General features: G+C 67.7%; 30 protein-coding genes and 1 tRNA gene. 19 read left to right on the top strand and 12 right to left on the bottom strand.

Annotated features, from left to right (window positions below):
• Positions 1–20 precede the first annotated feature (20 nt).
• Positions 21–1,202 (top strand): folate-binding protein YgfZ, encoded by a 1,182-nt coding sequence (locus E3O50_RS09670; protein ID WP_134558862.1) that lies wholly within the window; start codon positions 21–23, stop codon positions 1,200–1,202.
• 46 nt (positions 1,203–1,248) lie between these two features.
• On the top strand, positions 1,249–1,995 hold the full coding sequence (locus tag E3O50_RS09665; RefSeq protein WP_134450021.1) for a phosphoglyceromutase: 747 nt from the start codon (positions 1,249–1,251) through the stop codon (positions 1,993–1,995).
• Between the two features lie 143 nt (positions 1,996–2,138).
• On the opposite strand, the gene phoU is transcribed toward E3O50_RS09665, so the two are convergent.
• A complete protein-coding gene (gene phoU, locus E3O50_RS09660; RefSeq protein WP_134450022.1) occupies positions 2,139–2,801 on the bottom strand; it encodes a phosphate signaling complex protein PhoU in 663 nt (220 codons plus the stop codon).
• A gap of 180 nt (positions 2,802–2,981) precedes the next feature.
• On the opposite strand from phoU, the gene E3O50_RS09655 reads away from it, so the two are divergent.
• Both E3O50_RS09655 and E3O50_RS09650 read left to right on the top strand, forming a co-directional pair.
• Positions 2,982–4,136 (top strand): ATP-binding protein, encoded by a 1,155-nt coding sequence (locus tag E3O50_RS09655; RefSeq protein WP_134450023.1) that lies wholly within the window; start codon positions 2,982–2,984, stop codon positions 4,134–4,136.
• On the top strand, positions 4,133–4,813 hold the full coding sequence (locus tag E3O50_RS09650; RefSeq protein WP_134450024.1) for a response regulator transcription factor: 681 nt from the start codon (positions 4,133–4,135) through the stop codon (positions 4,811–4,813). Before E3O50_RS09655 ends, E3O50_RS09650 begins: the two co-directional genes overlap by 4 nt.
• 149 nt (positions 4,814–4,962) lie before the next feature.
• On the opposite strand, the gene E3O50_RS09645 is transcribed toward E3O50_RS09650, so the two are convergent.
• Positions 4,963–5,442: a hypothetical protein gene (locus E3O50_RS09645; RefSeq protein WP_134558860.1), complete on the bottom strand. Its 480-nt coding sequence runs from the start codon at positions 5,440–5,442 to the stop codon at positions 4,963–4,965.
• A gap of 178 nt (positions 5,443–5,620) precedes the next feature.
• Between E3O50_RS09645 and E3O50_RS09640 the strand changes: the two genes are divergently transcribed.
• The 4 genes from E3O50_RS09640 to rlmB all read left to right on the top strand — a co-directional run bounded on the left by E3O50_RS09640 (position 5,621) and on the right by rlmB (position 9,996).
• The gene (locus E3O50_RS09640) at positions 5,621–6,103 is read left to right on the top strand and encodes a CarD family transcriptional regulator (protein WP_035879449.1); all 483 of its coding nucleotides are present in this window, start codon (positions 5,621–5,623) and stop codon (positions 6,101–6,103) included.
• A 127-nt stretch (positions 6,104–6,230) separates the two neighbouring features.
• Positions 6,231–7,490, top strand: a complete 1,260-nt coding sequence (gene ispD, locus E3O50_RS09635) for a 2-C-methyl-D-erythritol 4-phosphate cytidylyltransferase (RefSeq protein WP_134558858.1) — start codon at positions 6,231–6,233, stop codon at positions 7,488–7,490.
• Positions 7,487–8,902 (top strand): cysteine--tRNA ligase, encoded by a 1,416-nt coding sequence (gene cysS / locus E3O50_RS09630; protein WP_134558856.1) that lies wholly within the window; start codon positions 7,487–7,489, stop codon positions 8,900–8,902. The genes ispD and cysS overlap by 4 nt, the downstream gene beginning before the upstream one ends.
• Positions 8,902–9,996: a 23S rRNA (guanosine(2251)-2'-O)-methyltransferase RlmB gene (gene rlmB / locus E3O50_RS09625; protein WP_134450028.1), complete on the top strand. Its 1,095-nt coding sequence runs from the start codon at positions 8,902–8,904 to the stop codon at positions 9,994–9,996. Before cysS ends, rlmB begins: the two co-directional genes overlap by 1 nt.
• Before the next feature lie 76 nt (positions 9,997–10,072).
• Here the strand turns inward: rlmB and E3O50_RS09620 are convergent, their stop codons facing one another.
• Both E3O50_RS09620 and ugpC read right to left on the bottom strand, forming a co-directional pair.
• On the bottom strand, positions 10,073–11,395 hold the full coding sequence (locus E3O50_RS09620) for a DUF4032 domain-containing protein (protein ID WP_134450029.1): 1,323 nt from the start codon (positions 11,393–11,395) through the stop codon (positions 10,073–10,075).
• A gap of 132 nt (positions 11,396–11,527) precedes the next feature.
• Positions 11,528–12,625: a sn-glycerol-3-phosphate ABC transporter ATP-binding protein UgpC gene (ugpC, locus tag E3O50_RS09615; RefSeq protein ID WP_134450030.1), complete on the bottom strand. Its 1,098-nt coding sequence runs from the start codon at positions 12,623–12,625 to the stop codon at positions 11,528–11,530.
• Between the two features lie 255 nt (positions 12,626–12,880).
• Here ugpC and E3O50_RS09610 point away from each other — a divergent pair, with 255 nt between their 5' ends.
• Both E3O50_RS09610 and E3O50_RS09605 read left to right on the top strand, forming a co-directional pair.
• Entirely contained in the window at positions 12,881–13,795 is a 915-nt protein-coding gene (locus E3O50_RS09610) for a thioredoxin domain-containing protein (protein ID WP_134450031.1), read from the top strand.
• Positions 13,796–13,916: 121 nt separating this feature from the next.
• Positions 13,917–13,992 (top strand) — tRNA-Thr (locus tag E3O50_RS09605).
• A 36-nt stretch (positions 13,993–14,028) separates the two neighbouring features.
• Here the strand turns inward: E3O50_RS09605 and E3O50_RS09600 are convergent.
• Positions 14,029–14,286 (bottom strand): antibiotic biosynthesis monooxygenase family protein, encoded by a 258-nt coding sequence (locus E3O50_RS09600; RefSeq protein WP_134450039.1) that lies wholly within the window; start codon positions 14,284–14,286, stop codon positions 14,029–14,031.
• 39 nt (positions 14,287–14,325) lie between these two features.
• On the opposite strand from E3O50_RS09600, the gene E3O50_RS09595 reads away from it, so the two are divergent.
• A complete protein-coding gene (locus tag E3O50_RS09595; RefSeq protein WP_134450040.1) occupies positions 14,326–14,739 on the top strand; it encodes a hypothetical protein in 414 nt (137 codons plus the stop codon).
• A gap of 99 nt (positions 14,740–14,838) precedes the next feature.
• Here E3O50_RS09595 and E3O50_RS09590 read toward each other — a convergent pair whose 3' ends face one another.
• Positions 14,839–15,234: a VOC family protein gene (locus tag E3O50_RS09590; protein WP_134450041.1), complete on the bottom strand. Its 396-nt coding sequence runs from the start codon at positions 15,232–15,234 to the stop codon at positions 14,839–14,841.
• Between the two features lie 150 nt (positions 15,235–15,384).
• On the opposite strand from E3O50_RS09590, the gene E3O50_RS09585 reads away from it, so the two are divergent.
• Genes E3O50_RS09585 through E3O50_RS09580 form a run of 3 tightly spaced genes read left to right on the top strand, consistent with a single transcriptional unit; the run spans position 15,385 to position 16,786 of the window.
• Positions 15,385–15,675 (top strand): DUF4287 domain-containing protein, encoded by a 291-nt coding sequence (locus E3O50_RS09585; protein ID WP_134450042.1) that lies wholly within the window; start codon positions 15,385–15,387, stop codon positions 15,673–15,675.
• A 35-nt stretch (positions 15,676–15,710) separates the two neighbouring features.
• Positions 15,711–15,857 carry a hypothetical protein gene (locus tag E3O50_RS19125; protein WP_166787424.1) on the top strand — a complete coding sequence of 49 codons (147 nt, stop codon included), beginning with the start codon at positions 15,711–15,713 and terminating at the stop codon, positions 15,855–15,857.
• Positions 15,854–16,786 carry a hypothetical protein gene (locus E3O50_RS09580; RefSeq protein WP_166787425.1) on the top strand — a complete coding sequence of 311 codons (933 nt, stop codon included), beginning with the start codon at positions 15,854–15,856 and terminating at the stop codon, positions 16,784–16,786. The genes E3O50_RS19125 and E3O50_RS09580 overlap by 4 nt, the downstream gene beginning before the upstream one ends.
• A 16-nt stretch (positions 16,787–16,802) precedes the next feature.
• On the opposite strand, the gene E3O50_RS09575 is transcribed toward E3O50_RS09580, so the two are convergent.
• From E3O50_RS09575 to msrB, 4 genes are all read right to left on the bottom strand, one after another.
• Positions 16,803–17,402: a DinB family protein gene (locus E3O50_RS09575; protein ID WP_134450043.1), complete on the bottom strand. Its 600-nt coding sequence runs from the start codon at positions 17,400–17,402 to the stop codon at positions 16,803–16,805.
• A gap of 171 nt (positions 17,403–17,573) precedes the next feature.
• On the bottom strand, positions 17,574–17,978 hold the full coding sequence (locus tag E3O50_RS09570) for a hypothetical protein (RefSeq protein ID WP_134558854.1): 405 nt from the start codon (positions 17,976–17,978) through the stop codon (positions 17,574–17,576).
• Between the two features lie 193 nt (positions 17,979–18,171).
• The gene (locus E3O50_RS09565; protein ID WP_134450045.1) at positions 18,172–18,750 is read right to left on the bottom strand and encodes a nitroreductase family protein; all 579 of its coding nucleotides are present in this window, start codon (positions 18,748–18,750) and stop codon (positions 18,172–18,174) included.
• A 3-nt stretch (positions 18,751–18,753) separates the two neighbouring features.
• Positions 18,754–19,155, bottom strand: a complete 402-nt coding sequence (gene msrB / locus E3O50_RS09560; protein WP_134450046.1) for a peptide-methionine (R)-S-oxide reductase MsrB — start codon at positions 19,153–19,155, stop codon at positions 18,754–18,756.
• Positions 19,156–19,426: 271 nt separating this feature from the next.
• Here msrB and E3O50_RS09555 point away from each other — a divergent pair, with 271 nt between their 5' ends.
• The 5 genes from E3O50_RS09555 to groL all read left to right on the top strand — a co-directional run bounded on the left by E3O50_RS09555 (position 19,427) and on the right by groL (position 23,733).
• Positions 19,427–19,741: a DUF3263 domain-containing protein gene (locus E3O50_RS09555; protein ID WP_134450047.1), complete on the top strand. Its 315-nt coding sequence runs from the start codon at positions 19,427–19,429 to the stop codon at positions 19,739–19,741.
• Positions 19,742–19,810: 69 nt separating this feature from the next.
• Entirely contained in the window at positions 19,811–20,386 is a 576-nt protein-coding gene (locus tag E3O50_RS09550; protein ID WP_134450048.1) for a LytR C-terminal domain-containing protein, read from the top strand.
• A 224-nt stretch (positions 20,387–20,610) separates the two neighbouring features.
• The gene (locus E3O50_RS09545; RefSeq protein WP_134362230.1) at positions 20,611–20,814 is read left to right on the top strand and encodes a cold-shock protein; all 204 of its coding nucleotides are present in this window, start codon (positions 20,611–20,613) and stop codon (positions 20,812–20,814) included.
• 186 nt (positions 20,815–21,000) lie between these two features.
• Positions 21,001–21,984 carry a DUF3048 domain-containing protein gene (locus tag E3O50_RS09540; RefSeq protein ID WP_134558852.1) on the top strand — a complete coding sequence of 328 codons (984 nt, stop codon included), beginning with the start codon at positions 21,001–21,003 and terminating at the stop codon, positions 21,982–21,984.
• A gap of 129 nt (positions 21,985–22,113) precedes the next feature.
• Positions 22,114–23,733, top strand: coding sequence for a chaperonin GroEL (groL, locus tag E3O50_RS09535; protein WP_134450050.1), 1,620 nt, complete (start codon positions 22,114–22,116; stop codon positions 23,731–23,733).
• 166 nt (positions 23,734–23,899) lie between these two features.
• Here the strand turns inward: groL and E3O50_RS09530 are convergent, their stop codons facing one another.
• Both E3O50_RS09530 and E3O50_RS09525 read right to left on the bottom strand, forming a co-directional pair.
• The gene (locus E3O50_RS09530) at positions 23,900–24,190 is read right to left on the bottom strand and encodes a WXG100 family type VII secretion target (protein WP_134450051.1); all 291 of its coding nucleotides are present in this window, start codon (positions 24,188–24,190) and stop codon (positions 23,900–23,902) included.
• 118 nt (positions 24,191–24,308) lie between these two features.
• Complete coding sequence (locus tag E3O50_RS09525) at positions 24,309–26,042, bottom strand: HAMP domain-containing sensor histidine kinase (RefSeq protein WP_134558851.1); 1,734 nt, start codon at positions 26,040–26,042, stop codon at positions 24,309–24,311.
• Positions 26,043–26,068: the final 26 nt, after the last annotated feature.

The raw sequence follows: 26,068 nt of genomic DNA, 5'->3' as shown, positions 1-26,068 counted from the left end.
AAACCCCGGAAGAAGTCCTCATGACCCCGCCGACAGCATCCGCTTCAGCCCTGCTCGACCTGCCCGGCGCCGTGCAGGCGACCGGCCCCGATGCCGGCGTCGCCGCCCACTATGGCAACCCGATGATCGAACAGCGTCACCTGCTCGCCGGCGAGGCCATCGTCGACCTCTCCAACCGTGCGGTGCTCGGCGTCTCCGGCCCGGACCGGCTGACCTGGCTCAACTCGATCACGAGCCAGGAACTGCGCTTTCTGAAGCCAGGGGAGTCGGCCGAGACCCTCGTTCTCGACCCGACCGGGCACGTCGAGCACGCGGTACGGCTCGTCGACGACGGCATGGAGGCGTGGCTCGTCGTCGAGGCCGCCGAACTGCCCGCACTGCTTACGTGGCTCGACCGGATGCGCTTCATGCTGCGGGTCGAACTGCGCGACCGCACCGATGAGTACGCCGTCGTCGGCACGATGGGGAGCATCGGCGACCTCGCCGCTGCCGCGCCCGCGCTCGAACCCGCCGCGCCGAACGGAACCCCCCTCGTCTGGCATGACCCGTGGGCTGCCGTCGTCACCGGCGGCTTCCAGTATGCGGAAGACCCCGCGCATCCCGGCGCTGACTGGCACTGGACCGAGGCCCTCGTGCCCCGCACCGCGCTTCCGGCCGTGACTCTGGCCGTCCGCCGCGGCACCGTGCGCGCGGCCGGTCTGCTCGCCCTCGAGGCGCTCCGGATCGCGGCCTGGCGGCCCCGCCGGGCGACAGAGGTCGACGACAGGACCCTCCCGCACGAGCTTGACTGGCTGCGCAGCGCCGTGCATCTGAACAAGGGCTGTTACCGCGGCCAGGAGACCGTCGCGAAGGTGCACAACCTCGGGCACCCCCCGCGTCGGCTCGTGCTTCTGCACCTCGACGGCTCCCAGGGCGTGCTGCCGGTGCACGGTGACGAAGTCCAGGCCGTCCGTCGCCTCCCCGACGGCGACACGGAGCGTCGCGGCGTCGGCTCGATCACCTCGAGTGCGATCCACTACGAGCTCGGCCCGATCGCCCTCGCCGTCGTCAAACGCACCGTGCCTGCAACGGTCGTGCTCCAGGTGCTGAGCGAGGAGATCGCGGTCGCCGCGACCCAGCAGGTCATCGTTCCGCAGTCGGCCGGCTCGGTCGCCGAGATCCCCCGGCTGCCCCGGCTGGGCATCCGCACCCCCGGGCACTGACCCCCGGCCACCGACCACCGCCCCGGCTCTCGATAGAGTTGGAGTCATGTCATACAATCTCATCCTCCTTCGCCATGGCCAGAGCCTATGGAACCAAGAGAACCTCTTCACCGGTTGGGTAGACGTTCGCCTGAGCGAGCAAGGAGCTGCCGAGGCCAAGCGCGCCGGTGAGCTCCTCGCAGAGTCCGGCCTCCTGCCCGACGTCCTGCACACGTCACTCCTTAGCCGCGCCATCCAGACCGCGAACATCGCGCTCGAGGAAGCCGACCGCCTCTGGATCCCCGTGAAGCGCTCCTGGCGCCTCAACGAGCGCCACTACGGCGCCCTGCAGGGCCTCGACAAGGCGGAGACCCTCGCCAAGTTCGGCCCGGAGCAGTTCCAGCTCTGGCGCCGCTCCTTCGACGTGCCGCCGCCCGTGCTCGCCGACGATTCCCCCTGGTCCCAGGCGCACGACCCGCGCTACGCGGGCCTCGGCGAGGAGCTGCCCCGCACAGAGTGCCTGAGCGACGTCGTCGACCGGATGCTGCCCTACTGGGAGTCCGACATCGCGACGGACCTCCGTGCAGGCAAGACCGTTCTCGTCACCGCCCACGGCAACTCGCTGCGCGCCCTCGTGAAGCACCTCGACAACATCAGCGACGCGGACATCGCCGAGCTCAACATCCCGACCGGAATCCCGCTCGTCTACCGCCTCGACGAGAACCTCGTCCCGATCGGTGCGGGCCAGTACCTCGACCCCGAGGCCGCCGCCGCCGGTGCCGCGGCCGTCGCCGCCCAGGGCAGCAAGAAGTAGAACTCCCGCCCCATTAGTCCGCTATCGACAGTCCCCACCGAAAACGGCCCCGGAAGCATTCGCTTCCGGGGCCGTTTCGGTTGTGCGGCGTTTCGGTTGTGCGGCGGTTCGAGTGGTGCGGCGGTTCGAGTGGTGCGGGCGGACTACTGGACGCCGGTCGTGCTCTGCTGCCAGGCCCCCGTGCCGAGGTACTGGATCTTCTTGGCGATCGAGACGGCGTGGTCGGCGAAGCGCTCGTGATACCGGCTCGCGAGGGTCGAGTCGACCGTGTCGGCGGCCTCGCCCTTCCAGGTCTCCGCGAGGACGGCGTCGAAGACGCTCAGGTGCAGGGCGTCGACCTTGTCGTCTTCGTTGCGGATGACCTCGGCGAGCTTGACGTCCTGGGTGGTGAGCAACTCGGTGAGCATCGTCGAGATGGTCACGAGCAGGGCGCCCATCTCGCCGAAGGTGCCCCGCAGGCTCTGCGGAACGACCTTGTCGGGGAAACGGTAGCGGGCGAGCTGCGCGATGTGGGTGGAGAGGTCGCCCATCCGCTCGAGGGACGAACTGATCCGGAGGGCGCTCACCACGATGCGCAGGTCGCGGGCGACCGGCTGCTGGCGCGCCAGGATCGTGATGGCGAGTTCGTCGAGCTCGATGGTGAGTTCGTCGATCTTGTCGTCTTCGCTGATGGCCTCTTCGGCGAGGTTGACGTCGGACTCGTTGAAAGCCCTGGTCGACTTCGCGATCGAGATGCCGACGAGACGGGAGATCTCGACGAGGCGGTCCTGAACCTCGGCGAGCTCCTGCTGGAATACTTCACGCATACGTCTGTGTTCCTTCCTGGGCGCGCGATACGCGCAGAAACGTGGAAACCACCTGGCCCCCAGCGAATCTTTGTCGACAGAGGTTAACGGCAGGTGCCGGAGTGTTGAATACTACCTAAAGTAGCCGCCCAGCGGCCCGGCACGGTTCGTTCCGCTTTTTTGTGTCAGTAATCTGGTGGAATGGAATCATCGTGGCTCGTGCTGGTGTCTCTGGCACTGGGCCTCATGGTCGGTGCCGGGTTCATCAGCCTGCTCCAGATCGCGGAACGCCACGGCCGTCGCGCCTCCGAGGTGGTCAACCCGGCCGTGCCGGACGGCATCGACCAGGTCCTCGACGCACTTGACACCGCGGCCGTCGTGCTCGACCCCTCCAACAATGTGATGAAGACATCCCCGGCCGCCGTGTCGATGGGGATGGTCTGGAACCGGCAGATCGTGCACCCGGAACTCCTCGAGCTCGCCGGTAAGGTGCGGCGCTCCGGGGAACCGATCGCCGAAGACCTGATCCTCTCCCGCGGGCCGTTCGGCGACGCGAGCATGCGCGTGCGCGTGCGCCTGGCCACGCTCGGCACCCGCTACGTGCTGCTGCTCGCCGAGGACCGCACGGAGGCCTTCCGCCTCGACGAGGTGCGCCGCGACTTCGTGGCCAACATCAGCCACGAACTCAAGACCCCGATCGCCGCCGTCGGCCTGCTCGCCGAGGCGCTCAACCAGGCCGCCGACGAGCCGGCGCAGGTGCGCAGGTTCGCCAGCAGGCTCACGACGGAGTCCGGGCGCCTGACCCGGCTGACGCAGGAGATCATCGAGCTCTCCCGGCTCCAGGCACAGGACTCCCTGTCCGAGCCGGAAGACCTCCCGATCGACGACGTCGTCGCGGCGGCCGTCGACCAGAGCCGGGTCGTTGCGGATGCCGCACGCATCACGCTCGCCGTCGGCCAGCCCTCCGGCGCCCTTGTCACGGGCGATGAACGCCTCCTCGTGATGGCCGTGCACAACCTGGTCGCCAACGCGGTGCACTACTCCGCTGAGGGATCCCGGGTGGGTGTGGGAGTGCGTCACCACGACGGCGTCGTCGAGGTGACGGTGACCGACCAGGGCGTCGGCATCCAGGAGGCCGACCTCGACCGCATCTTCGAACGATTCTTCCGGGTCGACCAGGCCAGGTCGCGTCACACCGGTGGAACGGGCCTCGGCCTCTCCATCGTGAAGCACATCGTGCAGATCCACGGCGGCGACATCCGCGTCTGGTCCCAACCGGGCAGCGGTTCGACGTTCACCATCCGGCTGCCTGAGGCGAGTCACACCGCCCTGGCCACAACAGGAGAGACCCCGTGACCCACATTCTTTTGGTTGAGGACGAACAAGCGCTGAGCGAGCCGTTGAGCTTCCTGCTCGAACGCGAAGGCTACGAGGTCACCGTCGCCGAGGACGGACCGAGCGCCATCAGCGAATTCGACCGGATCGGACCCGACCTGATCCTGCTGGACCTGATGCTCCCCGGCATCCCCGGAACCGAAGTGTGCCGCGAGATCCGCACCCGCTCCCAGGTCCCGATCATCATGCTCACCGCGAAGGACTCCGAGGTCGACATCGTCGTCGGACTCGAACTCGGCGCGGACGACTACGTGACCAAGCCGTACTCGACCAGGGAACTGCTCGCGCGCATCCGTGCGGTGTCACGTCGGCGCACCGACCAGACCGAGGACGACGAGAACATGCTCACGGCGGGCACCGTCCGGATGGACATCGAACGCCACACGGTCGCAGTGAGCGGCACCGTGGTGAACATGCCGCTCAAGGAGTTCGAGCTTCTTGAGTTCCTGCTGCGGAACGCCGGCCGGGTGTTGACCCGCGGCCAGCTGATCGACCGGGTCTGGGGCACCGACTACTTCGGCGACACCAAGACCCTCGACGTCCACATCAAGCGGATCCGCTCGCGCATCGAGGCGACGCCGTCAGAGCCGACCATGCTCGTCACCGTGCGTGGCCTCGGCTACCGCTTCGAGGCCTGACCCGGTCGGCTTCGACGCCGGACCCGGCCTGGCCCGAACCGGTCTGGTTCGAACCGGTCGGGTCCGAACCGGTCGGGCTCGACCAGTTCCGGCCTGACCCGGCCTGACCCGGTCTGGCCCGGTCTGGCCTTGCCTGCGTCTGCCGGGCGCTACGGCGCCGTGGTCGGCAGCAGGGTCGAGTACTGGGGGAGCGTGCCGTCGAGTACCGGCGTGAGCAACTGGAGGCCGGTCTCGGTGCCGTACTGGAAGTAGACGGGGAACAGCGAGCCGAGCGGGGCGTCGATGTTCTCGAGGGTGATCCCGGGGCCGCCGGTCGCACCGATCGCGGTGCTCGACTGAGGCTTCAGTGTCAGCTGCTGGGTGACCTTGCCGGTCGTGGCCGTGTACTGCACGGACAGGCTGTGCGCTGAATCGCTCGGGTTGACCACGGTGACGAGGAGGCTCCCGGTCTTTCCGTCCGTCGAGAGCACGATCGCGTTGCGGACCTGCAGGTCGCCGACGTTGCCGCTGACCCCGTCGCTCGCGTCGTAGTGTTTGGTCGTTGACTGCGGGGCCAGCAGGTTGCATCCACTGGTACCCAGCAGGATACCGGCCGTCAGCAACACGGACAGCAAGACTCGAGCCCTCACAAGACCTCCAACAGTTCGACGGTGCGCCTGAAGGCGCGAACGCCGCAGATTTCGCTTCGAGCCTAGCGTATCGGGGAGGCCGGCCTCGTGGCCCCGCCGGCCCATGCCCCGGTCAGGGTCGCAAACCCTACCACCCCTCACTGTGGTATCCTAGACGTTGCTGAAGGGATATCCATACATGCTTTTTGAAGTAGGCGAAACCGTCGTTTATCCCCACCACGGTGCCGCGACAATCACGGAAGTGAAGACGCGGATCATCAAGGGTGAGGAAAAACTGTACCTGAAGCTCAACGTCACTCAGGGAGACCTCACCATCGAGGTTCCCGCCGAGAACGTCGACCTCGTCGGCGTGCGCGACGTGATCGGTCGTGAGGGCCTCGACAAGGTGTTCGAGGTGCTGCGCGCCCCGTTCACCGAGGAGCCCACCAACTGGTCCCGCCGGTACAAGGCCAACCTCGAAAAGCTCGCCTCCGGCGATGTCATCAAGGTGTCAGAGGTCGTCCGCGACCTGTGGCGCCGCGACCAGGACCGCGGCCTGTCCGCCGGTGAGAAGCGGATGCTCGCCAAGGCCCGCCAGATCCTGATCAGCGAGCTGGCCCTCGCCGAAAAGACCGACGAAGAGAAGGCCTCAACGGTCCTCGACGAGGTTCTGGCTTCCTGACCCACCCTGACTTTTTTCACACGCTGAAAGGCGGCGCCGCGAGGTGCCGCCTTTCGCACGTTCCGGTGTGAACGTTCCGGTGTGAACTATCCCGCAGCATCCGCCCTCCAACAGATAGCCTCCAGACATGACTGAATACGCAGCCCCCGCGGTCGCGGTCATCGTCGTCGCCGCGGGCAGTGGCGCCAGGCTCGGAGCGACGGAGCCGAAGGCGTTCGTCCTGCTCAGGGGTCGCACGCTCCTCGAGCGCGCGCTCGGTTCCGTGTTCGGAATGGTCGAACCTGCCCAGGTGATCGTCGTGGCGCCGGACAGCCACCTCTCCGAGGCCCGGGTGATCGCGGCATCCGCCGCCGGGGCTGTCGCGTCGTACGTCGACGTCGTGGTGGGCGGCCCCACTCGTGCTGACTCTGTCAACCGGGGCCTCGCCGTGCTGCGCCCGGGCGTCGAGACTGTCCTCGTGCACGATGCCGCCCGCGCACTCACCCCTGCCGGACTGTGCGACGCCGTCGTCGCCGCTGTGCGGTCGACCGGGCACGGCATCGTCCCCGGTCTCGCCCTCGTCGACACCATCAAGCACGTCGACGCCGAGGGCACCATCCGCGCGACGGTCGACCGTTCGGCCCTCTCGGCCGTGCAGACGCCGCAGGGCTTTCCCCGGGGCGTGCTGCTCGCCGCCATGAGCGCCGCAGACCCCGCGGGCACCCCGACCGACGACGCCGAGATCGTCGCGGCCGCCGGACATCCGGTCGGGGTCATCCCCGGAGACCCGCTCGCGTTCAAGATCACGACCCCGTGGGACCTGCACCGGGCCGAGGCCCTCCTCGACGAGCGTGCCCGCACGGATGCCGCCGCGGTCGGCCAGCAGGCCGAGGCGCCGTCACCGCGGATCGGTTCGGGCCTCGACGTGCACGGGTACGACGATGCCTCGCCGCTCTGGCTCGCCGGCCTGCACTGGCCGGGGGAGCGCGGCCTCTCCGGGCACAGCGACGGCGACGCCGCCGTGCACGCCATCTGCGACGCGCTCTTGTCCGCGGCCGGCCTCGGCGACGTCGGCGGTGTCTTCGGCGTGGCCGACCCGCGTCTCGAAGGTGCGCACGGCGACGTGTTCCTCCGCGAAACCCTCCGCCGGGTCACCGCGGCCGGGTTCCGGGTCGGCAACGTCACCGTCCAGATCATCGGCAATCGCCCGAAGGTCGGCCCGCGCCGACTCGAGGCCGAGGAATACCTCAGCGGGATACTGTCCGCGCCGGTCAGCGTGTCCGCAACGACGACGGACCGGCTCGGTTTCACCGGGCGCGGCGAGGGCATCGCGGCCCTCGCGACGGCCCTCATCGTGCCCCTCATCCCGCTGCCGGAAACCGGCCCTGTTCTAAGCTGGGACGTGTGACGATCCAACTGTACGATTCCCGGGCCCAGGCCTTGCGCGACTTCATTCCGACGACCCCCGGTGCGGTCGGTATCTACGTGTGCGGGCCGACCGTGCAGTCGTCTCCGCACATCGGCCACCTGCGCAGCGCCCTGGTCTACGACCAGCTCCGGCGCTGGCTCACCTACCGCGGCTTCGACGTCACGTTCATCCGCAACGTCACCGACATCGACGACAAGATCCTCGCCAACGCGGCAGGCACCGCAGAGCAGTGGTGGGCGCTCGCCTACCGCTACGAACTCGAGTTCACGGCCGGGTACCAGCGCCTCGGCATCCTCGCCCCCACGTACGAGCCACGTGCGACGGCGAGCATCCAGCAGATGCAGGACCTGATCACCCGACTGATCGACCGCGGCCACGCGTATCCGGCGGCCGACGGCTCCGGCGACGTCTACTTCGACACCAACAGCTGGGCGGAGTACGGGGCGCTCACCCGCCAGGGTCGCGGCGACATGGAAGCGGCGGCGGACGCCGACCCGCGTGGCAAGAACGACCCGCGCGACTTCGCCCTTTGGAAGGGTCACAAGGCCGACGAACCGGCCTCGGCGTCCTGGCCATCCCCCTGGGGACCAGGCCGGCCCGGCTGGCACATCGAGTGCTCCGCGATGGCGAGCCGTTACCTCGGCGCGGGCTTCGACATCCACGGCGGCGGCCTCGACCTGCGGTTCCCGCACCATGAGAACGAACTCGCCCAGTCAACGGCGGCCGGCGACGCGTTCGCGAAGTACTGGATGCACAACGGCCTCGTGCATGTGCACGGCCAGAAGATGTCCAAGTCCCTCGGCAACTCCGTCTTTGCTGCCGAGCTGCTCGACCAGGCCAGGGCCATCGTCGTGCGCTACTACCTCGGAGCCGCGCACTACCGCTCCACGATCGACTACACCGACCACTCCCTTGCCGAGGCCGAAGCCGCCCTCGAACGCATCGAGAGCTTCCTCGACAGGGCCGACCGCCGCCTCGCCGAGACGCGTTTCGCCTCGAGCGGCGTCGAGCTCGTCCCCGACGAGTTCGCGGTCGCCATGGACGACGACCTCGCCGTGCCCCAGGCCCTCGCCGTGTTGCACGAGACCGTGCGCACCGGCAACGCGGCGCTCGACGCCGAAGACTTGCGCGCCGCCGCTGCCGCCCGTGGCCAGGTGCTCGCCATGAGCGAGGTCCTCGGCATCAACCCCCTGTCGCCCGGCTGGGCCGTCGCGACGGACGAACCAGCCATGGTCGCACTCACCGCCCTCGTCGAGCGCCTGCTCTCCGACCGGGAGACCGCCAGGGAAAGCCGCGACTACAAGGCCGCAGACCGTATCCGGGACGAGCTCGTCGCCGCCGGAATTACCATCGAAGACACCCCCTCGGGTGCGCATTGGAGTTTTGACTGATGAAGAACACAGACCGCAAGGCTCGCACCGGGTCCGTGCGCAAGGGCAGCCGCGGCCCCCAGGTCGGCTCCGGCGGACAGGGCCGCCAGGCCCTCGAGGGTAAGAAGCCCACGCCCAAGGCCGAAGACCGTCCGTACCACCCCGCCGGGAAGCGCAAGGCCGCCCAGGACCGCTTCGCAGCGGCCGGCGGTGGCCGCAGCCGCCCCACGACGGGTTCGCAGGGCGGGCAGCGCTCCACCGCCAACTCCGGCGGCGGTGGCACCTCCACCCGCAAGGCGAAGTCGATCGACGAGCATGAGATCGTCACCGGGCGCAACTCGGTGCTCGAGGCCCTGCGCGCGAAGATCCCCGCGAGCACCCTGTACATCGCAACCCGCATTGAAATGGATGACCGGGTCAAGGAGGTCCTGACCCTCGCGACGGGCCGCGGCATCCCCGTGCTCGAAGTGATGCGCCCGGAACTCGACCGCCTCGCCGGCCGCGACGCCGTGCACCAGGGCCTCGCGCTCAAGGTGCCCGCGTACGAGTACGCGCACCCGATGGAGCTCCTCGAGCTCACGATCAGCCGCGGCTTCAAGCCGTTGTTCGTCGCCCTCGACGGCATCACCGATCCCCGCAACCTGGGCGCCATCATCCGTTCGACCGCGGCATTCGGCGGCCACGGCGTGATCGTGCCCCAGCGCCGGTCGGTCGGCGTCACGGCTTCCGCGTGGAAGACCTCCGCCGGTGCGGCAGCGCGCACGCCCGTCGCCATGGCGAGCAACCTCACCCAGACGCTCAAGTCGCTCAAGGAGGTCGGTGTGCTTGTGATCGGCCTCGACGGCGGCGGAGACACCTCGCTGCCCGAGCTCGGCCTCGGCTTCGCGGAGCGCCCGATCGTCGTCGTCGTCGGCAGCGAGGGCAAGGGCCTGTCGCGCCTCGTCACCGAAACCTGCGACGCAATCGTCTCGATCCCGATCAGCGCGAGCACCGAGTCCCTCAACGCCGGCATCGCCGCGAGCGTTACGCTCTACGAGATCTCCCGCCTGCGCGCGGCAGCGAAGGTCGCCAAGGCCGTCAAGCTCGCCGCCGCCAAGGCAGCCGCCACCGCCTGACCCTTCACCGGGTCAGGGTTCGCCATGACGGAGGATGCCCCGGACCGCGGCATCCGGACGTCGCCCGACCGGACGTCTAGACCTTGAGGCGCCAGTCCTGGGCGTCGTCAGCGCTGGTATCGCCGGCGCCCGCGGCGACGTCGTCGTTCGTGACGTCGATCGGAAGCGTGATGGACCCGGTCGCGGGTTCGATCACGGTCGCCTCGTCGCGGCGGTGACGCAGGACATCCTGCACATAGGACGTGACCGCTTCGGCGAGCGGGATGTCCCTGGACTGGTTCTGGGCCATGTACCAGCGGTGGTCGAGCAGCTGGTGGAACACCTCTGCCGGCTCGAGCTTGCCCTTGAGGTCGCGCGGAATCGCGCGGATGACGGGTTCGAAGACCCGGACGACCCACTCGTGGGCGAGGGCTTCTTCGTCGCTCGCCGGGTCGCCGTATGCGAGGCGATAGGCGTCGAGGTCGTTGAGCAGGCGCCGGGCCTGGTTCTCCTCGGCGTCGAGGCCGGTCAGCCGCAGCAGGCGGCGCTGGTGGTGCCCCGCGTCAACGACCTTGGGCTGGATGCGCACGGTCGAGCCGGTCGCATCCGTCTTGATGGCGAGTTCCTCGATGTCGAAGCCGAGGTCGTTCAGGCGCTCGACGCGTTCGGTGATGCGCCAGCGCTCGGAACTCGCGAAGGATTCGGAGCCGGTCAGCTCGGTCCAGAGCAGCCGGTAGGCGTTCACGATGCCGTTGCTGACCCGGATCGGGTCGAGTTCGTCCGCGGCGCGGCCGCCGGCCTCGAGGTCCATCAGCTCGCCGGCGATGTTGACCCTGGCGATCTCGAGGTCGTTCTCGCGCTGGCCCTTGGACAGGCCGCCAGGGTAGAGCTGCCCGGTCTCCGCGTCGACGAGATAGGCGGCGAAGGCGCCGGCATCGCGGCGGAAGAGAGTGTTGGAGAGCGAGACGTCGCCCCAGAACAGGCCCGCCATGTGCACGCGCACGAGCAGCAGGGCGAGGGCGTCGACGAGGCGGGTCGCGGTCGTCGGTCGCAGCGTCTGCGAGTACAGGGCGCGGTAGGGGAGTGAGAACTTGAGGTGCCGGGTGACGAGGACCGAGTTCAGCGGCTCGCCGTCTTCGTTGGTGCGGTTCGTGATCACGGCGAGCGGCTCGACGCAGGGGATTTCGAGTCCCTGGAGGGTGCGGAGCATTTCGTACTCGCGCTTGGCCATCTCGCTCGTGGTTTCCTTGATCGCGACGACGCGACCGCTGAGGTGCGCGAACCGTACGAGGTGACGGGAGAGGCCCTTCGGCAGGGCGGCGATGTTCTCGTTCGGCCAGGCGTCCAGCGGCAGGTGCCAGGGCAGGTCGAGGAGGGCCGGGTCGGCCGTGGCCGAGGTGATGTTGACAGAACCGCTCATGGATTGAGCCTACCGGTGCGGGTTGGCGGCCGGTGCCGGATGCCCCGCGGACAGGGGCTGTCCCGGGTTGCCGGGACGCAGAACGGCCGGGCGGAATGAATCCGCCCGGCCGTTCTGGTGAATCGTTGTCGACTAGTCGGCGACGGCTCCACCGAGGCGGAGGCCGCTCTCGGCGTCGAAGACGTGCAGGTGGTGCGCGGTCGGCGTCAGGTAGACCGTCTCTCCGGCGTTCGGGTGTGAACGGCCGTCGACGCGGGCGACGATGTCGGTGCGCTTGCCCTCGACCGTGGAGTGACCGTAGAGGTAACCGTCGGCGCCGAGCTCTTCGACCAGGTCGACGCTCACCTCGAGGCCCTCGCCGTGCGTGGTCGAGAGGTGGATGTCCTCGGGGCGGACACCGATGGTGACCTTCGGGCCGGTCGCGCCGGCGATGATCTCGCGGGCGACGGGGATCGTGGCGGTGCCGAACTTGATGCCACCCTCGACGGTGTCCGCGAGGAAGAGGTTCATGGCCGGGCTGCCGATGAATCCGGCGACGAAGACGTTGTTCGGCTTGGCGTACAGGTCGCGCGGGGTACCGACCTGCTGGAGCACGCCATCCTTGAGGACCGCGATGCGGTCACCCATGGTGAGGGCTTCCGTCTGGTCGTGGGTGACGTAGACGGTCGTGACGCCGAGGCGACGCTGCAGCGAGGCGATCTGGGTGCGGGTCTGCACGCGGAGCTTGGCGTCGAGGTTCGACAGCGGCTCGTCCATGAGGAACACCTGGGGCTGACGCACGATGGCACGGCCCATGGCGACGCGCTGACGCTGGCCACCCGAGAGGGCCTTCGGCTTGCGGCTGAGGTACGGCTCGAGGTCGAGCAGCTTGGCGGCTTCGAGAACGCGGGCGGCGCGCTCGTCCTTGTTGACGCCGGCGATCTTGAGCGCAAAGCCCATGTTCTCGGCCACCGTCATGTGCGGGTACAGCGCGTAGTTCTGGAAGACCATCGCGATGTCGCGGTCCTTCGGGGGAACATCCGTCACATTGCGCTCACCGATGAAGATGTTGCCGTCGTTGACCTCTTCGAGGCCGGCGAGCATGCGCAGGGACGTTGACTTTCCACAGCCGGAGGGACCGACGAGGACGAGGAATTCACCATCGGCAACCGACAGGTCGAGGTGGTCGACCGCGGGGCGGGTGGAACCCGGGTAGAGACGGGTTGCTTTGTCAAAGGTGACTGAAGCCATTTTCGGTATTCTCCTTCACCGGCAGGTACGTGCCGGACGATCCGTAGTGATGGGATTTATTGTCGGCCTGCGCATCATGGCAGGATCCGACTGTTCCAGTATGACACGCCCGAACAGGGGGTCTGCGGCGGTTTTGCCCTGCGGACGCGTCGCAAGGCAGCCCCTGTCTGGTCATTTCCCAGACTGGAGTCCTATTATTTGGAGGGCATTTACATAGGAAATGTCGATCCAAAGACCTACCCGAAGCGAGCATTCATGACTATTGGCGGATCTGGCGAGAGTCGACCTTCCCGAAATAAGCGACGCGACGCGGTCCGCACGAAGGCTACCCAGCTGCGTGTCGAGCAGAAGAAGAAGAACCGTCGCAACCGGTTCCTGCTGCAGGGCGGCATCCTGGTTGTCGCACTCGCGATCGTCGCGGTCATCGCACTCGTCGTCATGAATTCGATCCGCCCCGCAGGCCCCGGCCCCGCGAACATGGCCAGTGACGGCGTTCTCATCGGCGAGGGCATGAAGGTCACCGAGACCACGGCCCTCAAGGCCGGCGCCGACGCCGTGCCGTCCACACCGGATGCGACCGGAACCGTCGCCGACATCCGCGTGTACGTCGATTACCTGTGCCCGTTCTGCGGCCAGTTCGAAACGACCAACAGCGACCAGATCGTGAAGTGGGTCACCTCGGGTGCCGCAACGGTCGAGATCCACCCGATCTCTATCCTGACCAGCAAGTCGGCTGGAACCCAGTACTCGCTCCGCTCGGCGAACGCTGCCGCGTGCGTCGCCAACTATTCCCCCAATGACTTCTTCACCTTCAATGCCGCACTCTTCGCGAACCAGCCGAAGGAAGGCACCGCAGGGCTGGACGACGCAGCGATCATGGGGCTCGTGACGAGCTCCGGAGTCGCGTCATCCGTTTCGGAGATCAATACCTGCATCACCGACGTGCGCTACAAGGCCTGGGTCGTCGCTGCGACCAACCGGGCGTTGTCCGGGCCGCTGCCCAACACCACGGTCGAGGCCGTGACCGGCACTCCGACCGTGCTCGTGAACGGCAAGCAGTACTCGGGCGCCCTCGATGACCCCAAGGAATTCGCCGCATTCGTGCTGCAGTCCGCCGGAGAGACCTACTCGACGTCGACGCCGACGCCCACGCCGACCCCGGCGGGCTGATCCTCGACGGGTCCGCAGTTTTCGTCCGCAGCGGGCTCCCGACCGGCGGATGCTGCCGGTCTGGCCCCGCGGAGCCCGTTCGTCATTTAGGATGGGGGACCGAGGCGGGAATCCGCCTCATGCCGGCCTGGCGCAATTGGTAGCGCACCACTCTTGTAAAGTGGGGGTTACGGGTTCAAGTCCCGTGGCCGGCCCCACACCCCTTGAAAACACTGGGATCCACGCCGATCCGGTCATGATGAGCGGTTGTCTCGCCGAGAATCTCGCCTATCCCGGTACTGCGGCGACTGCCGGAACCCGATCGTGTGGTCGAGCAGATCCTCCCACTCGACCAGCAGTAGGTACGTGCTCTGCGACTCGAGAGACCGCGACAACGACACGCTGAGGCATCCGGGCATGGAGGCGATGATCGGGCGAGCCAGGGTGAAGGCTCGCTCGAATTCAACTTCTCGTCCGGCGATGATGGGCAGTAAGGCGTGTTCGGTGAGCACGAGACCAGTGTGCCATTCGGGGTGGCTACGCTGACTCACATGAATGCAGAGGAACTCGCTCGGGAGGTAGATCGGCTGGAGAGATTGAGGACGCTACTCGCGGCCCGGAACCGCATCGAGGAGGTTTCTCGGGCCGTCGTTGCTGCGTCGAGTGACGATGACGCCGCGGAGCGAGTCCGTCGCCTTCTGGGTTGCTCAGAGATCGCAGCGCGGCACGTCATCTCGACACCGTTGCGCATGTACCGTCGCGGTGACGCACTCGCACGGGAAATCGCGGACCTTGAGGAGTACTTGACTGGCGTGGTGCCGCTGGACCCGGCGGTGTCCACGCGCGCCCTGGCTGACGGTACCGAGGACGTAACGGCCGCTCATCCGCTCGCGGAGCTGGAAGCCGGCGAGCCGAGCATCCCTCTCGAAGATATCGTCCGGGACCCGGGCATCCCATTGGACTAGCCCCGAAGGGCGTCCGAAATTCTTATTCGGTGACCAGCCCGATTGCGCACAGTGCCGCCAGTGCAGCGTTCAGGGCTACCAGCGTGCAGAATCTTGACGTCACTGGTCCTGAGTTGATCCCTCCGCGGGCGGATGCTCGGCCAGGCAGAAGAGGTTGCCTTCCGGGTCCGCCAGTGTGGTCCACTGCACGTGTGGGAACTCGTCCAGGACGTCCCACTGGTAGACGGCGCCCAGGCCGAGGAGACGTTCGACCTCAGCACGTCGTGACCCCCACGGGACGGTGAGGTCCAGGTGGGCGCCGCGGCGATTCGGATGGGGGGAGTCACAAGGCCGGAAGAACATCCCGAACCCGTTCGCGCCGGCCGGCGGCAGGTAGACGCTATCGCCACCGGGTGAGGGTGTCGCTCCGGTGACCGACGCCCAGAAATCGGCAAGCGCAGTCGGGTCATGTGCCTCGAGGTTGATCGCGCCAAGGGTGATTTGGGGAGCCGTCATCTCGCCGACGCTAGCACGCGTCCGACACGCATCTCTGGACAGCGGATCCGCGAATGTGGGAGGTCTCCGGTCCAAACGATTGCGACCCGCTCCCGAAGGCGGTTTGATGGACCGGCCCGAGATTCGGATTCCACCAGCGAAGGAGCAGAGATGTCATTCCAGGCCTACCTCGACAACATCGAAGACAAGACTGGCCTGACCCCGCGCGAGTTCATCACCCTCGCCCACGAGAAGGGGTTCGACGACCCGTCCACGAAGGCCGGCGTGATCGTCGACTGGCTGAAGGCGGACTTCGACCTGGGCCGAGGTCACGCGATGGCCCTCGTGCACGTCATCAAGAACGGCGAGAAGATCGACGCCAAGCACGTCGGGACCGGGACCACGCACAGCGATGCGTCCGACACGCTCTGGCTCGACGGGAAACTGAACCGCCCCGGGTGACCGGGTGCACGCAGCCGTCGCCAAGATGTCGTAGTTTGACACTGCAGGCAGACGCCGGGCGTGAAATGGTCGATGATTGCATAGTCGCGCTCGAACGCGCCATCGCGTCGACCGACGCCGCCAGACCAGAGGGACGCACGCCCATGCCGCACGACGCGATCGCCCGGGAGGGAGACCGGTGACAGCAGAGCGCTCCGGACTGCTCGGCTTCGGTCGAACCGCCTGGTTCAGGCTCGCCGTGGCCATCATCCTCGCGATCGGCCTGCTCGCCGCCGCCGTGCTCGCCGCCAAGGGCCTCCGCTCGCTGCCGGCCGTGCAATCCTTCCTGACCGACTTCCCGGGAACGTCGCAGCTGCCGTCCGGGGCGCCCGTCGGCTTCCCGGCCTGGCTGGCCTGGCAGCATGGGCTCAACGTCTTCTTCCTCCTCTTCATCGTGCGTTCGGGCTGGCAGGTCCGCAGCGCCGGGCGGCCGACCATGTTCTGGACCCGGCGCAATACCGGGCTGATACGCACGAAACAAGCGCCCACCCGGATGGGCATCAACGTCTGGCTGCACCTCTCGGTCGACGTGCTCTGGGTGCTCAACGGGCTCCTCTTCTACGTGCTGCTCTTCGTCACCGGCCAGTGGGTGCGCATCGTTCCGGTCAGCTGGGACATCATTCCCAACGCCGTGTCGGCCGCGCTCCAGTACGTCTCGCTGGGCTGGCCGGTCTCCGACGGCTGGGTGAACTACAACGCCCTCCAGACCCTGAGCTACTTCACCATCGTGTTCGTGGCCGCTCCGCTCGCGCTGGCCACCGGCATCCGCCTCTCGCCGCTCTGGACGTCACGCCGGCTGAGCGAACTCGTCCCGCTCCGCCCGACCAAGGCGGTCCACGTCGGCGTGATGATCGTCTTCCTGGTCTTCGTCGTCGTGCACGTGACCCTGGTCTTCGCGACCGGGGCGCTCCGCAACCTCAACCACATGTACGCCGTGCAGAGCGACGACGGCTGGACCGGATTCTGGATCTTCGCGGCCTCGGTCGTCGTGATGATCGTGGCCTGGTTCGCTGCCGGCCCGCGCCTGCTGCGGGCGATCGCCTCGCTCGGCGGCACTGTCATCTCGCGCTGAGTCGCACCGGCGTCGGTCAGCGCTCCGCAGACTCCTGCGCGGCCGCCTCGACGCGTTCCCGGTAGTCCTCCCACCAGGCGCGGTCGGCCGGCGGCATATTGTCGTTGCCCTGCCGGAGTCCGACCTCCCCGTCGATGAGCTCTCGGACGAGGTCGGCGTGTCCGGCGTGCCGGTGCGTCTCCGCGATGAGGTGCACGAGGATCTCGTGCAGGCTCGCCGCGCTCCGATCGCCCGTCCACCACGGCACCCGGCCGATGGTGTCGAGCGTGAGCGCCTCGATCGTCGCGCTCGAGTGCGCCCCGACCCGGCGGTAGAGGGTGATGAGCGACTCGCGGGACTCGTCCGGCTTCGCCCACATGTCCGCGTTGAACTCGACGTCGTCCGCCGTCCACGGCAGCGGTTCCGGAAAGGGCCGGCCGAAGACGAGCCCGAGATACCCGGCCTCGACGCCGGCCATGTGCTTGACGAGTCCGAGCAGGTTGGTGCCGGTCGGCACGAGCGGGCGCCGCACGTCGTACTCGCTGAGCCCGTCGAGCTTCCAGATCAATGCTTCCCGACCCGACACCAGGTACCGCGTCAGATCCGTCTTGGCTGCAGTCTCCGTTGCATCAGTCATCCCGCCAGCCTCGCAGACCCGGCTCGGCGGGCCAAGCGATCCGTGCTGATCCGGTCCGACCCGGGTCGATCCGGGCGGGTCTGCTCCAGGACCCATCGACCGGCTGTGGGCGCCGCGCGACTGCGCGTTCCGCGATCCGTCCGACAACACGGCACGCGCAGGCCGAGCGACCTACGGGCGAGCGCTCATCTGGTCGAAGTCGGGGCTCACGGGTCGGCGGATGCTGCCGGCGCTCGACAGTCCGATGGCCGGCAGTCCCACAGCGGGGTAGTCCGCCTGCGGCCAGACGATCGGCTCGAGCTCCCGGCTCGCCGAGCGGGGCCGCGGCCCCTTGGCGAGGAGGACGACCCAGACATAGCAGCCGACGAGCGCCCAGAGGAACCGGAGCACGACATCCACGAGCGGTTCCAGGAAGGTGGCTTCGGCATCGTCGAGCCTCCGCCTCCGCGGAACCGCGGAGGCGGAGGCAGCAGGAGCGTGGGCGATCAGGGGTGCTATGGCGGCCGTCCGCAGGACGGTCAGCGTGCCGAGGGAGATGGTGTCAGGCCGGACGAGTGTGCTGATTTCTGCGCTCACGCCACGAGGATACGTCGCGCCCCTGCTGCACCCGGGACATTCTGCCGACGTTCAGGTGAAGAAACGGTGAAGCCTCGCCTTCGCGCGCCAACTGCGCCGCTTCGCGCCAGGCCTGCCTGGCGCGAAGCGGCGCACGTGGCGCGCGACCCTCAAAAACCGAAAATGGCGGCAGTCAGCGGCGGTCAGGGGGTGGTCAGAGGGCGGTGAGGTGCGCGGCAGGGTCGATCGGGAGCCGGACGCCCGGCTTCGCACCAGACGGCACTCCGCCGACATAGAGCCAGCCGAGCAACTCCTCCGATTCGGTGAGCCCGTGCAGCCGGTGCACCTCAGCGGTGCGGGTGAACGCCCCGGTGCGCCACATCACACCCCAGCCGGCGTGTGTCAACAGGAGGCTCAGGGCATGTCCGACACCCGCCGCTGTGACGTCCTGTTCCCACGGTTCGACCTTGTCGCTCTCCCGATGGCTCGCGACGACCGCGATCAACAGTGATGCCCGAAGCGGCTTGCCCGCGAGCTTGGCCAACTCCGCAGCGGACGGCGGTTCCGCACCGGCCTCAGCAGCGAGGCGGGCGGATGCCGCGGCGAACGCCGCCCCGAGCCGCGTGCGGGCGTCCCCGCGCAGCTCGATCAGGCGCCAGGGTCGCAGGGCCCCGTGGTCGGCCACGCGCGCACACGCGGCCACGAGCGGGAGCAGGTCGTCGTGCGAGGGGGCATCCGATGTCACTGCGGACGACGAACGCCGCCCGCCGATCGCCTCGAGCGGCGTGGACACGGTCTAGTCGACCGGCTTGAACTCGAGCGAGATGGAGTTCATGCAGTAGCGGTCACCGGTCGGGGTGCCGAAACCGTCGTCGAAGACGTGCCCGAGATGGGAACCGCAGTTCGCGCAGCGCACCTCGGTGCGGACGACGCCGAGGGAGGTGTCTTCGATGAGTTCGACGGCCTCCGGGCGCACCGACTCATAGAAGCTCGGCCAGCCGCACCCGGAATCGAACTTCGTGCCGCTCTTGAAGAGTTCGGCGTGGCAGGCGCCGCAGGTGTAGATGCCGGAACGGCTCTCGTCGAGCAGCTCCCCGGTCCAGGCACGCTCGGTGGCGGCCTGCCGCAGTACGGCAAACTTCTCCGGCCCGAGTTCCGCGGCCCATTCAGCGTCTGACTTCGTGACTTCGTAGTCCATGGTTCATCCTTCCCATCGGGCGAGGGCGCGGTGCAGCGTGGCCGCCAACCCTCCCAGCAAGCTTAAACTCAGCCCGGCAGGGGCGTATTCCGATTCCCGGGCCCGTTCAGCACTTTCACACCGAGACGCCCACCGGGACGCTCACCGGCACGCTCCCGCGCCTGTCCGGGCACTTTTCCTCCCGGGGAGGGAGCGACCCGCGTGGCCCAGCAAATCCATAGCCGACGCCAAATAGGATTCGAGCAGCGAATGGCGATGGTGAAAGAGGTGGATGGTGGACGGCGTGCGTGACCCGGACCCCGCCGACTCCCCGGGCGGCCTCACCGACCGCGACCGCGGCATCCTGAGCTTCGAACGGCGCTGGTTCACCCATGCCGGAGCCAAGGAGCAGGCGATCCGTTCCGAGTTCGGGCTGTCCTCGGCCCGGTACTATCAACTATTGGGCGTTTTGATCGACTCCCCTGTTGCCCTGGCTCACGATCCCATGCTGGTGAAACGCCTGCAGCGGATGCGTGCAGCCCGTGAGCAGGCACGGGAGCGCCGGACAGTGCGCGCTCCGGAGCACCGAACCAGCCCCGCCCCCTAGGCGCAGCCGGATTTCGACCCCGATGTTCCACCCATTCGCCCGCGACAAGAGGATCGACCCAGCCCCACAATGCCTCCCACCTATCCGAAAGACCGCTTCGACCACCTGCCGCACTCCCTCGACCGAGTGGGCGCCCATCGCGCCCCCGGAAAGAAGGGACGCCACTGGGTTGCGTTCTGGTGGGCACTGGGGGCAACGGCCGTCCTGATCGGCCTCGGAGTCTTCGGGATGGCCTCGCTCAGCAACAAACTCAACATCGCGATCCCCGGGCTGTCCTCCAGCTCGGCGACAGACACGGCGACGGATGCCGCGACCGCCGTTCCGACGGCCGTCGCGACGGTCGATCCGAGTCTCACCGTGACCGTGCTCAACGGCACAAAGGGCACGGGTGTCGCCAAGGCTGCCGGGGAAGTCCTCTCCGCGGCCGGCTGGACCGTCGGCGCGCTCAGTAACGCGAGCACCGAAGACGTGACCAAGACGACCGTGTACTACGCCGATGCGACCCTCGAGGGCGCCGCCCGCGGGGTCGCGGCTTCGTTTCCGGGATCCACGGTGCTCCTCGCGAGCGACTTCGCAACCTCGGGGGCCGACCTCACGGTCGTCGTCGGGGCTGACTTCGTGTCAAGCACCACGCCTACGTCCTGACCGGCCATTCGCCTCCGGTTGTATAACTCCACGGGGGCTCCTCGTCAACCCCCTTTCGTTCTTTCTTGGCTTCAGTAATCTTTGACTCAGGTCGCTCATCTCGTTCGTCCGGTTGCCCCCTGGGGCATCCCACCGGTCGGACCAGATGGACGCAGTCACATGCGCCAGGCCCGGTACGGCCAACGGGCGGTTGCCGAAAATATCAGAGCACTGGGGAGTTACACATGGCGAACGGAACCGTCAAATGGTTCAACGCTGAAAAGGGTTTCGGCTTCATCACCGTCGACGGCGGCGGACAGGACGTCTTCGTCCACTATTCCGCCATCGACATGCACGGATACAAGGTTTTGGAAGAGGGACAGCACGTCATCTTCGAACTGGGAACCGGGGCAAAGGGGCCACAGGCCGAGTCGGTACGTCCCGTCTGATCTGAAAAGATCAGGCGCACCCACACCAAGCGCACCCAATCTCGGGTAACACCCCGAGCCGCGCGGCATCCGCGAGTTTGCCGCGTTAGGGTGTGGGGCGTGACAGCGAAAAGAACTGCAAGAATCCACGGGCGAAGCACGGCACGACTTTTCGCTGCCGTGCTTCTTCCATGCCTCCTCTTGGTGATGACGGCGTGCTCCGGAACCGAGCCGCCGACCACGGCGACGCCGACGGCGACCGTGGAACCCACCGCCGCTGCCGTCGACGCCCCGGTGCCGCTGGCGATCGCGCCGCTTCGTGGCACGATCGTGCCGGCCGGGAAGGCTGCGAACCCGTCCCTCGCTGTGAAGATCGACAACCACGAGGCTGCCAGGCCCCAGATCTCGCTGGATCGGGCTGACATCGTCTTCGAGGAACTCGTCGAGGGCGGACTGACCCGTTACGTCGGCGTCTGGCAGTCCGACATACCCGACGCGATCGGCCCGGTGCGGTCGATCCGGCCGATGGACCCCGACATCATCACGCCGTTCGGCGGGATCGTCGCCTACTCCGGCGGACAGCAGGTCTTCGTCGACATGATGAAGGCCACCCCCGTCATCAACTCGGTCTTCGACTACGACACGACGGGCCTGTTCTCCCGCGTCGCCGACAGGGAGGCGCCGCACAACGTCGTGCTGAAGGCCGCCGAACTCGTCGGGCGCAACGCTTCTGTCGCGCCGCCGGTGCAGCAGTTCGCGTACGCGGGCAGCATCGCGGCATCGACCGCCGGGGTCGATGGCACCCCGATCACCCAGATCAACGCGCGGTTCTCCGCATCGCGCTATCCCGGCTGGAGCTGGGACACCGCCTCACAGGCCTACCTGCGCTCGCAGGAGGGCGCCCCGGACCTCGACACGACCGGCGCCCGCAGGGGCGCCACCAACGTCCTCGTGCTCCGGGTCGACATCGACGGCACCTACGGCGAGGTGCCCAAGACCGTCATGATCGGTACGGGGGAGGGCTCGGTGTCCGCCGGCGGCAAGACCGTGCACGCGACGTGGTCGAAGGCCGGGCAGGCCGACCCGATCCGGCTGATCGACGACAACGGGGTCACCATTCGCCTCGCCCCGGGCAATACCTGGATCGAACTGATCCCGAACGGCACCGGCTCCGTCGAACTCGTCCCGTAGCCTCCCGACGCTTCCCGGCGCTCACTTGCACTCTCGACCCCTGAGTGCCAGAATCGACTTGGCACTCTCTCCTTTTGAGTGCCAACCCATCACCGTTTTGGTAACGTCCGGGAGGGACGAGAAACACATATGGCAAAGATCATTGCTTTCAACGAAGAGGCCCGTCGTGGCCTTGAGCGTGGCCTGAACATCCTCGCTGACACGGTCAAGGTCACCCTCGGCCCGCGCGGACGTAACGTCGTATTGGAGAAGAAGTGGGGCGCCCCCACGATCACCAACGACGGTGTCTCGATCGCCAAGGAAATCGAACTCGACGACCCGTACGAGAAGATCGGTGCGGAACTCGTCAAAGAGGTCGCCAAGAAGACCGACGACGTTGCCGGCGACGGAACGACCACCGCGACCGTCCTCGCCCAGGCGCTCGTCCGCGAAGGCCTGCGCAACGTCGCAGCCGGCGCAGACCCGATCAGCCTCAAGCGCGGCATTGAAAAGGCCACCGCTGCGGTCATCGCAGAGCTGATCGCCAACGCCAAAGAGGTCGAGACCAAGGAAGAGATCGCGGCCACCGCATCCATCTCTGCCGGCGACGCTGAAATCGGCGCGATCATCGCCGAGGCGATCGACAAGGTCGGCAAGGAAGGCGTCGTCACCGTCGAGGAGTCCAACACCCTCGGCACCGAGCTCGAGCTCACCGAAGGCATGCGCTTCGACAAGGGCTTCCTGTCCGCGTACTTCGTGACCGACCCCGACCGTCAGGAAGCGGTCTTCGAAGACCCCTACATCCTGATCGTCAACTCCAAGGTCTCTAACATCAAGGACCTCCTCCCGATCGTGGACAAGGTCATCCAGACCGGCAAGCAGCTCCTCATCATCGCCGAGGACGTCGACGGCGAGGCTCTGGCCACGCTCGTTGTGAACAAGATCCGCGGCATCTTCAAGTCGGTCGCCGTCAAGGCTCCCGGCTTCGGCGACCGTCGCAAGGCCCAGCTGCAGGACATCGCCATCCTCACCGGTGGCCAGGTCATCTCCGAGGAGGTCGGCCTCAAGCTTGAGAACGTCACCCTCGACCTGCTCGGCAACGCGCGCAAGATCGTCATCACCAAGGACGAGACGACCATCGTCGAAGGCGCCGGAGACCCCGAAGCCATCGCCGGTCGCGTTCAGCAGATCCGCAACGAGATCGAGAACACCGACAGCGACTACGACCGTGAGAAGCTCCAGGAGCGTCTCGCCAAGCTCGCCGGCGGCGTTGCCGTCATCAAGGCCGGCGCCGCGACGGAGGTTGAGCTCAAGGAGCGCAAGCACCGTATCGAGGACGCCGTCCGCAACGCGAAGGCTGCTGTCGAAGAGGGCATCGTCGCCGGTGGTGGCGTCGCCCTCATCCAGGCCGGCAAGACCGCGTTCGAGAAGCTCGAGCTCGTCGGAGACGAGGCGACCGGCGCGAACATCGTCAAGGTTGCCATCGACGCCCCGCTCAAGCAGATCGCCCTCAACGCGGGTCTCGAGCCCGGCGTCGTCGCCGACAAGGTGCGCAACCTGCCGATCGGTTGGGGCCTCAACGCCGCGACCGGTGAGTACGTTGACATGCTCCTCGCCGGCATCAATGACCCGGTGAAGGTCACCCGCTCCGCGCTGCTCAACGCCGCGTCGATTGCCGGACTCTTCCTCACCACCGAGGCCGTTGTCGCCGACAAGCCGGAAAAGAACGCTGCTCCGGTCGGCGACCCGTCCGGCGGAATGGACTTCTAAGTCCACCCTGCTCGATAGCTAGACCGCTTCACCGCTTCACCGCCAACAGGGCGTCTCCTCCGGGAGGCGCCCTGTTTTCGCGTCCGGACAGGCACGATCCCGATCCGGTCTCCGCACGTCCGGCATCCGCCGCGTCCCGGCATGCGCCACAATGCGGCGGACGCCGCTACCGGGCGAAGAGCCGCGCGTTGGCCTGCTCGATCTCGGCATACTGCTGGCCGGCCTGGTTGAGCGCCTGGCCGAGGCTTTCAGCGCTCTGCGCAACCTGCTGCTGAGTCGCCCGCCAGTCCGTCACGGCGGCCTGGAACGCGGCGGCGGCCTGCCCGGTCCACGAACCCTCCAGCCCGGTCAGTTGGCCGAGCAGCGCGGCAACCTCCGCCTGAATCCGACCGAGCGTCGCCCTGGCCGTCGTCGTGGTGCTGAGCACGAGTTCACTGTCTACCTGGTACCGGGGCATCTGCAGTCCTTTCGAGGGGTGTGCTGCCACCGTATGGCGGATGCCGCGCCGGGCCGGCGAGTACGCCCCGGCTGGGGACAACTCACCGCCACCCGCGCCAGGGGAGGAGCCGCCGGGGTCAGGGCGCCGGGGTGATCGCGAGGCGCTGCGGCGCGTTCGGGGACTCTGCGAGAGGGAACCAGACCCGGAAGGTCGCGCCGCCGCCCGGGGTTTCGACGACCTGGACGGTGCCGTTGTGGCTGGCGACGATCGACGCGACGATCGCCAGGCCGAGTCCGCTGCCACCGGTCTCGCGTGCACGGGAGGTGTCGGCGCGCCAGAAGCGCTGGAATATCTTGTCGCGGATCTGCGGCGGGATGCCCTCGCCATGGTCGATCACGGCGACGGATGCGCGCTGGTTCCGCCGGTCGACGGCGATCTCGAGTTCGATGGGGCTGTCAGCGGGGCTGAAGCGAAGGGCATTGCCCATCAGATTGGTGATGACCTGTCGGATCTTGTTCTCTTCGGCCATGACGACGGCGGGGATCGCGGCGGTCGGGGCAGCGGTCGGCACTGGCTCGGGGAGGATGGCGAGAGCATCCGCTTTACGGGGGCGACGGGTCCGTAGTCGCGCGAGGGTCGCACCGGCGAAGGAAACCGTGTTCGTGTGCGGGACGGCCACGGCCTCGCCTGCCCGCTGGGGGACCGTCACGAGTGCGGAGGTCGGGACCTCGCCGGTGGAGTGCGCGAGGTCGATGGCGGGGGCCAACGGGACGACAGGCTCTTCGTCCGTGTCGGGAGCCGCCGTCACGACCGTGATGGTGCGACCGGGGGCGGAGGCCATCGCGTCGAGCGCCGCATCGCGGGCGAGGGGGAGCAGGTCGACGGGGGTGAGGGCGAGTGGCTTCGTCTCGTCCAGACGGGCGAGTTCGAGGAGGTCCTCGACGAGGCCGCCCATCCGGATCGCTTCCTTCTCGATGCGCTCCATCGCCTGGGCGACCTCTTCCGGAGTCTGCAGGGCACCCATCCGGTAGAGCTCGGCGTAGCCGCGCACGGAGACGAGGGGGGTGCGGAGCTCGTGACTCGCGTCGCCGACGAAGCGGCGCATCTGGTCGATCGTGCGCGCCCGTTCCTTGAACAGGCGATCGATCCTGCTGAGCATGGTGTTGAGGGAACGGTTGAGCCGGCCGACCTCGGTGTTCGGGGTCGCCCCGCCGAGCCGCTGGCTGAAGTCGCCGTCAGCAATCGCCGCGGCCGTGCGCTCCACTTCGCGCAGGGGGGCGAACGTGCTCGTCACGAGCAACCGGGTGATCAGGCCGCCCAGGAGCACGACGCCCAGGCCGAAGCCGAGGAAGATCGTGAGGTAGGTGCCGACGGTGTTCTCGGACTGCTTGAGCGAGACGGCCATGACGAGGGTGCCGTAGGTGCCGTGGACGTTGGTGACGAGCGGCACTGCGACCGCGAGGAACTCGGTGTCGTGCGAGGCGTCCTGCAGGCGCATGGTCTGGCCGTTGAGCGCGTTGACCGACTGGAGGTCAAGGGGCATGGTGATCTGCGGCAGCTCGCGTGCGGGCACGTCGGTCCAGGAATGGTAGCGGAGTTCGCCGTTCTCGTCGTACAGGGCGACGAAGTAGTCCGAGGGAACGACGGTGCCGGTATTCTGCCCGAGGGCGTTCGCGGTGTATGCGACCGACGTCGTCTGGGCATCCGCCTGGAGCTGCGCGTCGACCTGCTGGATCACGTACTGCCGGAGCATGGCCATCGTGCCGATCCCGGAGACCAGGAGACCGAGCGTGAGCATGAGAACGGTCACGCCGGTGATCTTGGACCTGAGGGATATGCGGTTCCACCGCTCCGTGAGTGACTGATGCATCAGGCTGCCAGTCTATTTGTGCAGTC

Source organism: Cryobacterium sp. MDB1-18-1, from assembly GCF_004402735.1.
Lineage (GTDB): Bacteria > Actinomycetota > Actinomycetes > Actinomycetales > Microbacteriaceae > Cryobacterium > Cryobacterium glucosi.
This window is presented reverse-complemented; position numbering and strand designations above follow the sequence as displayed.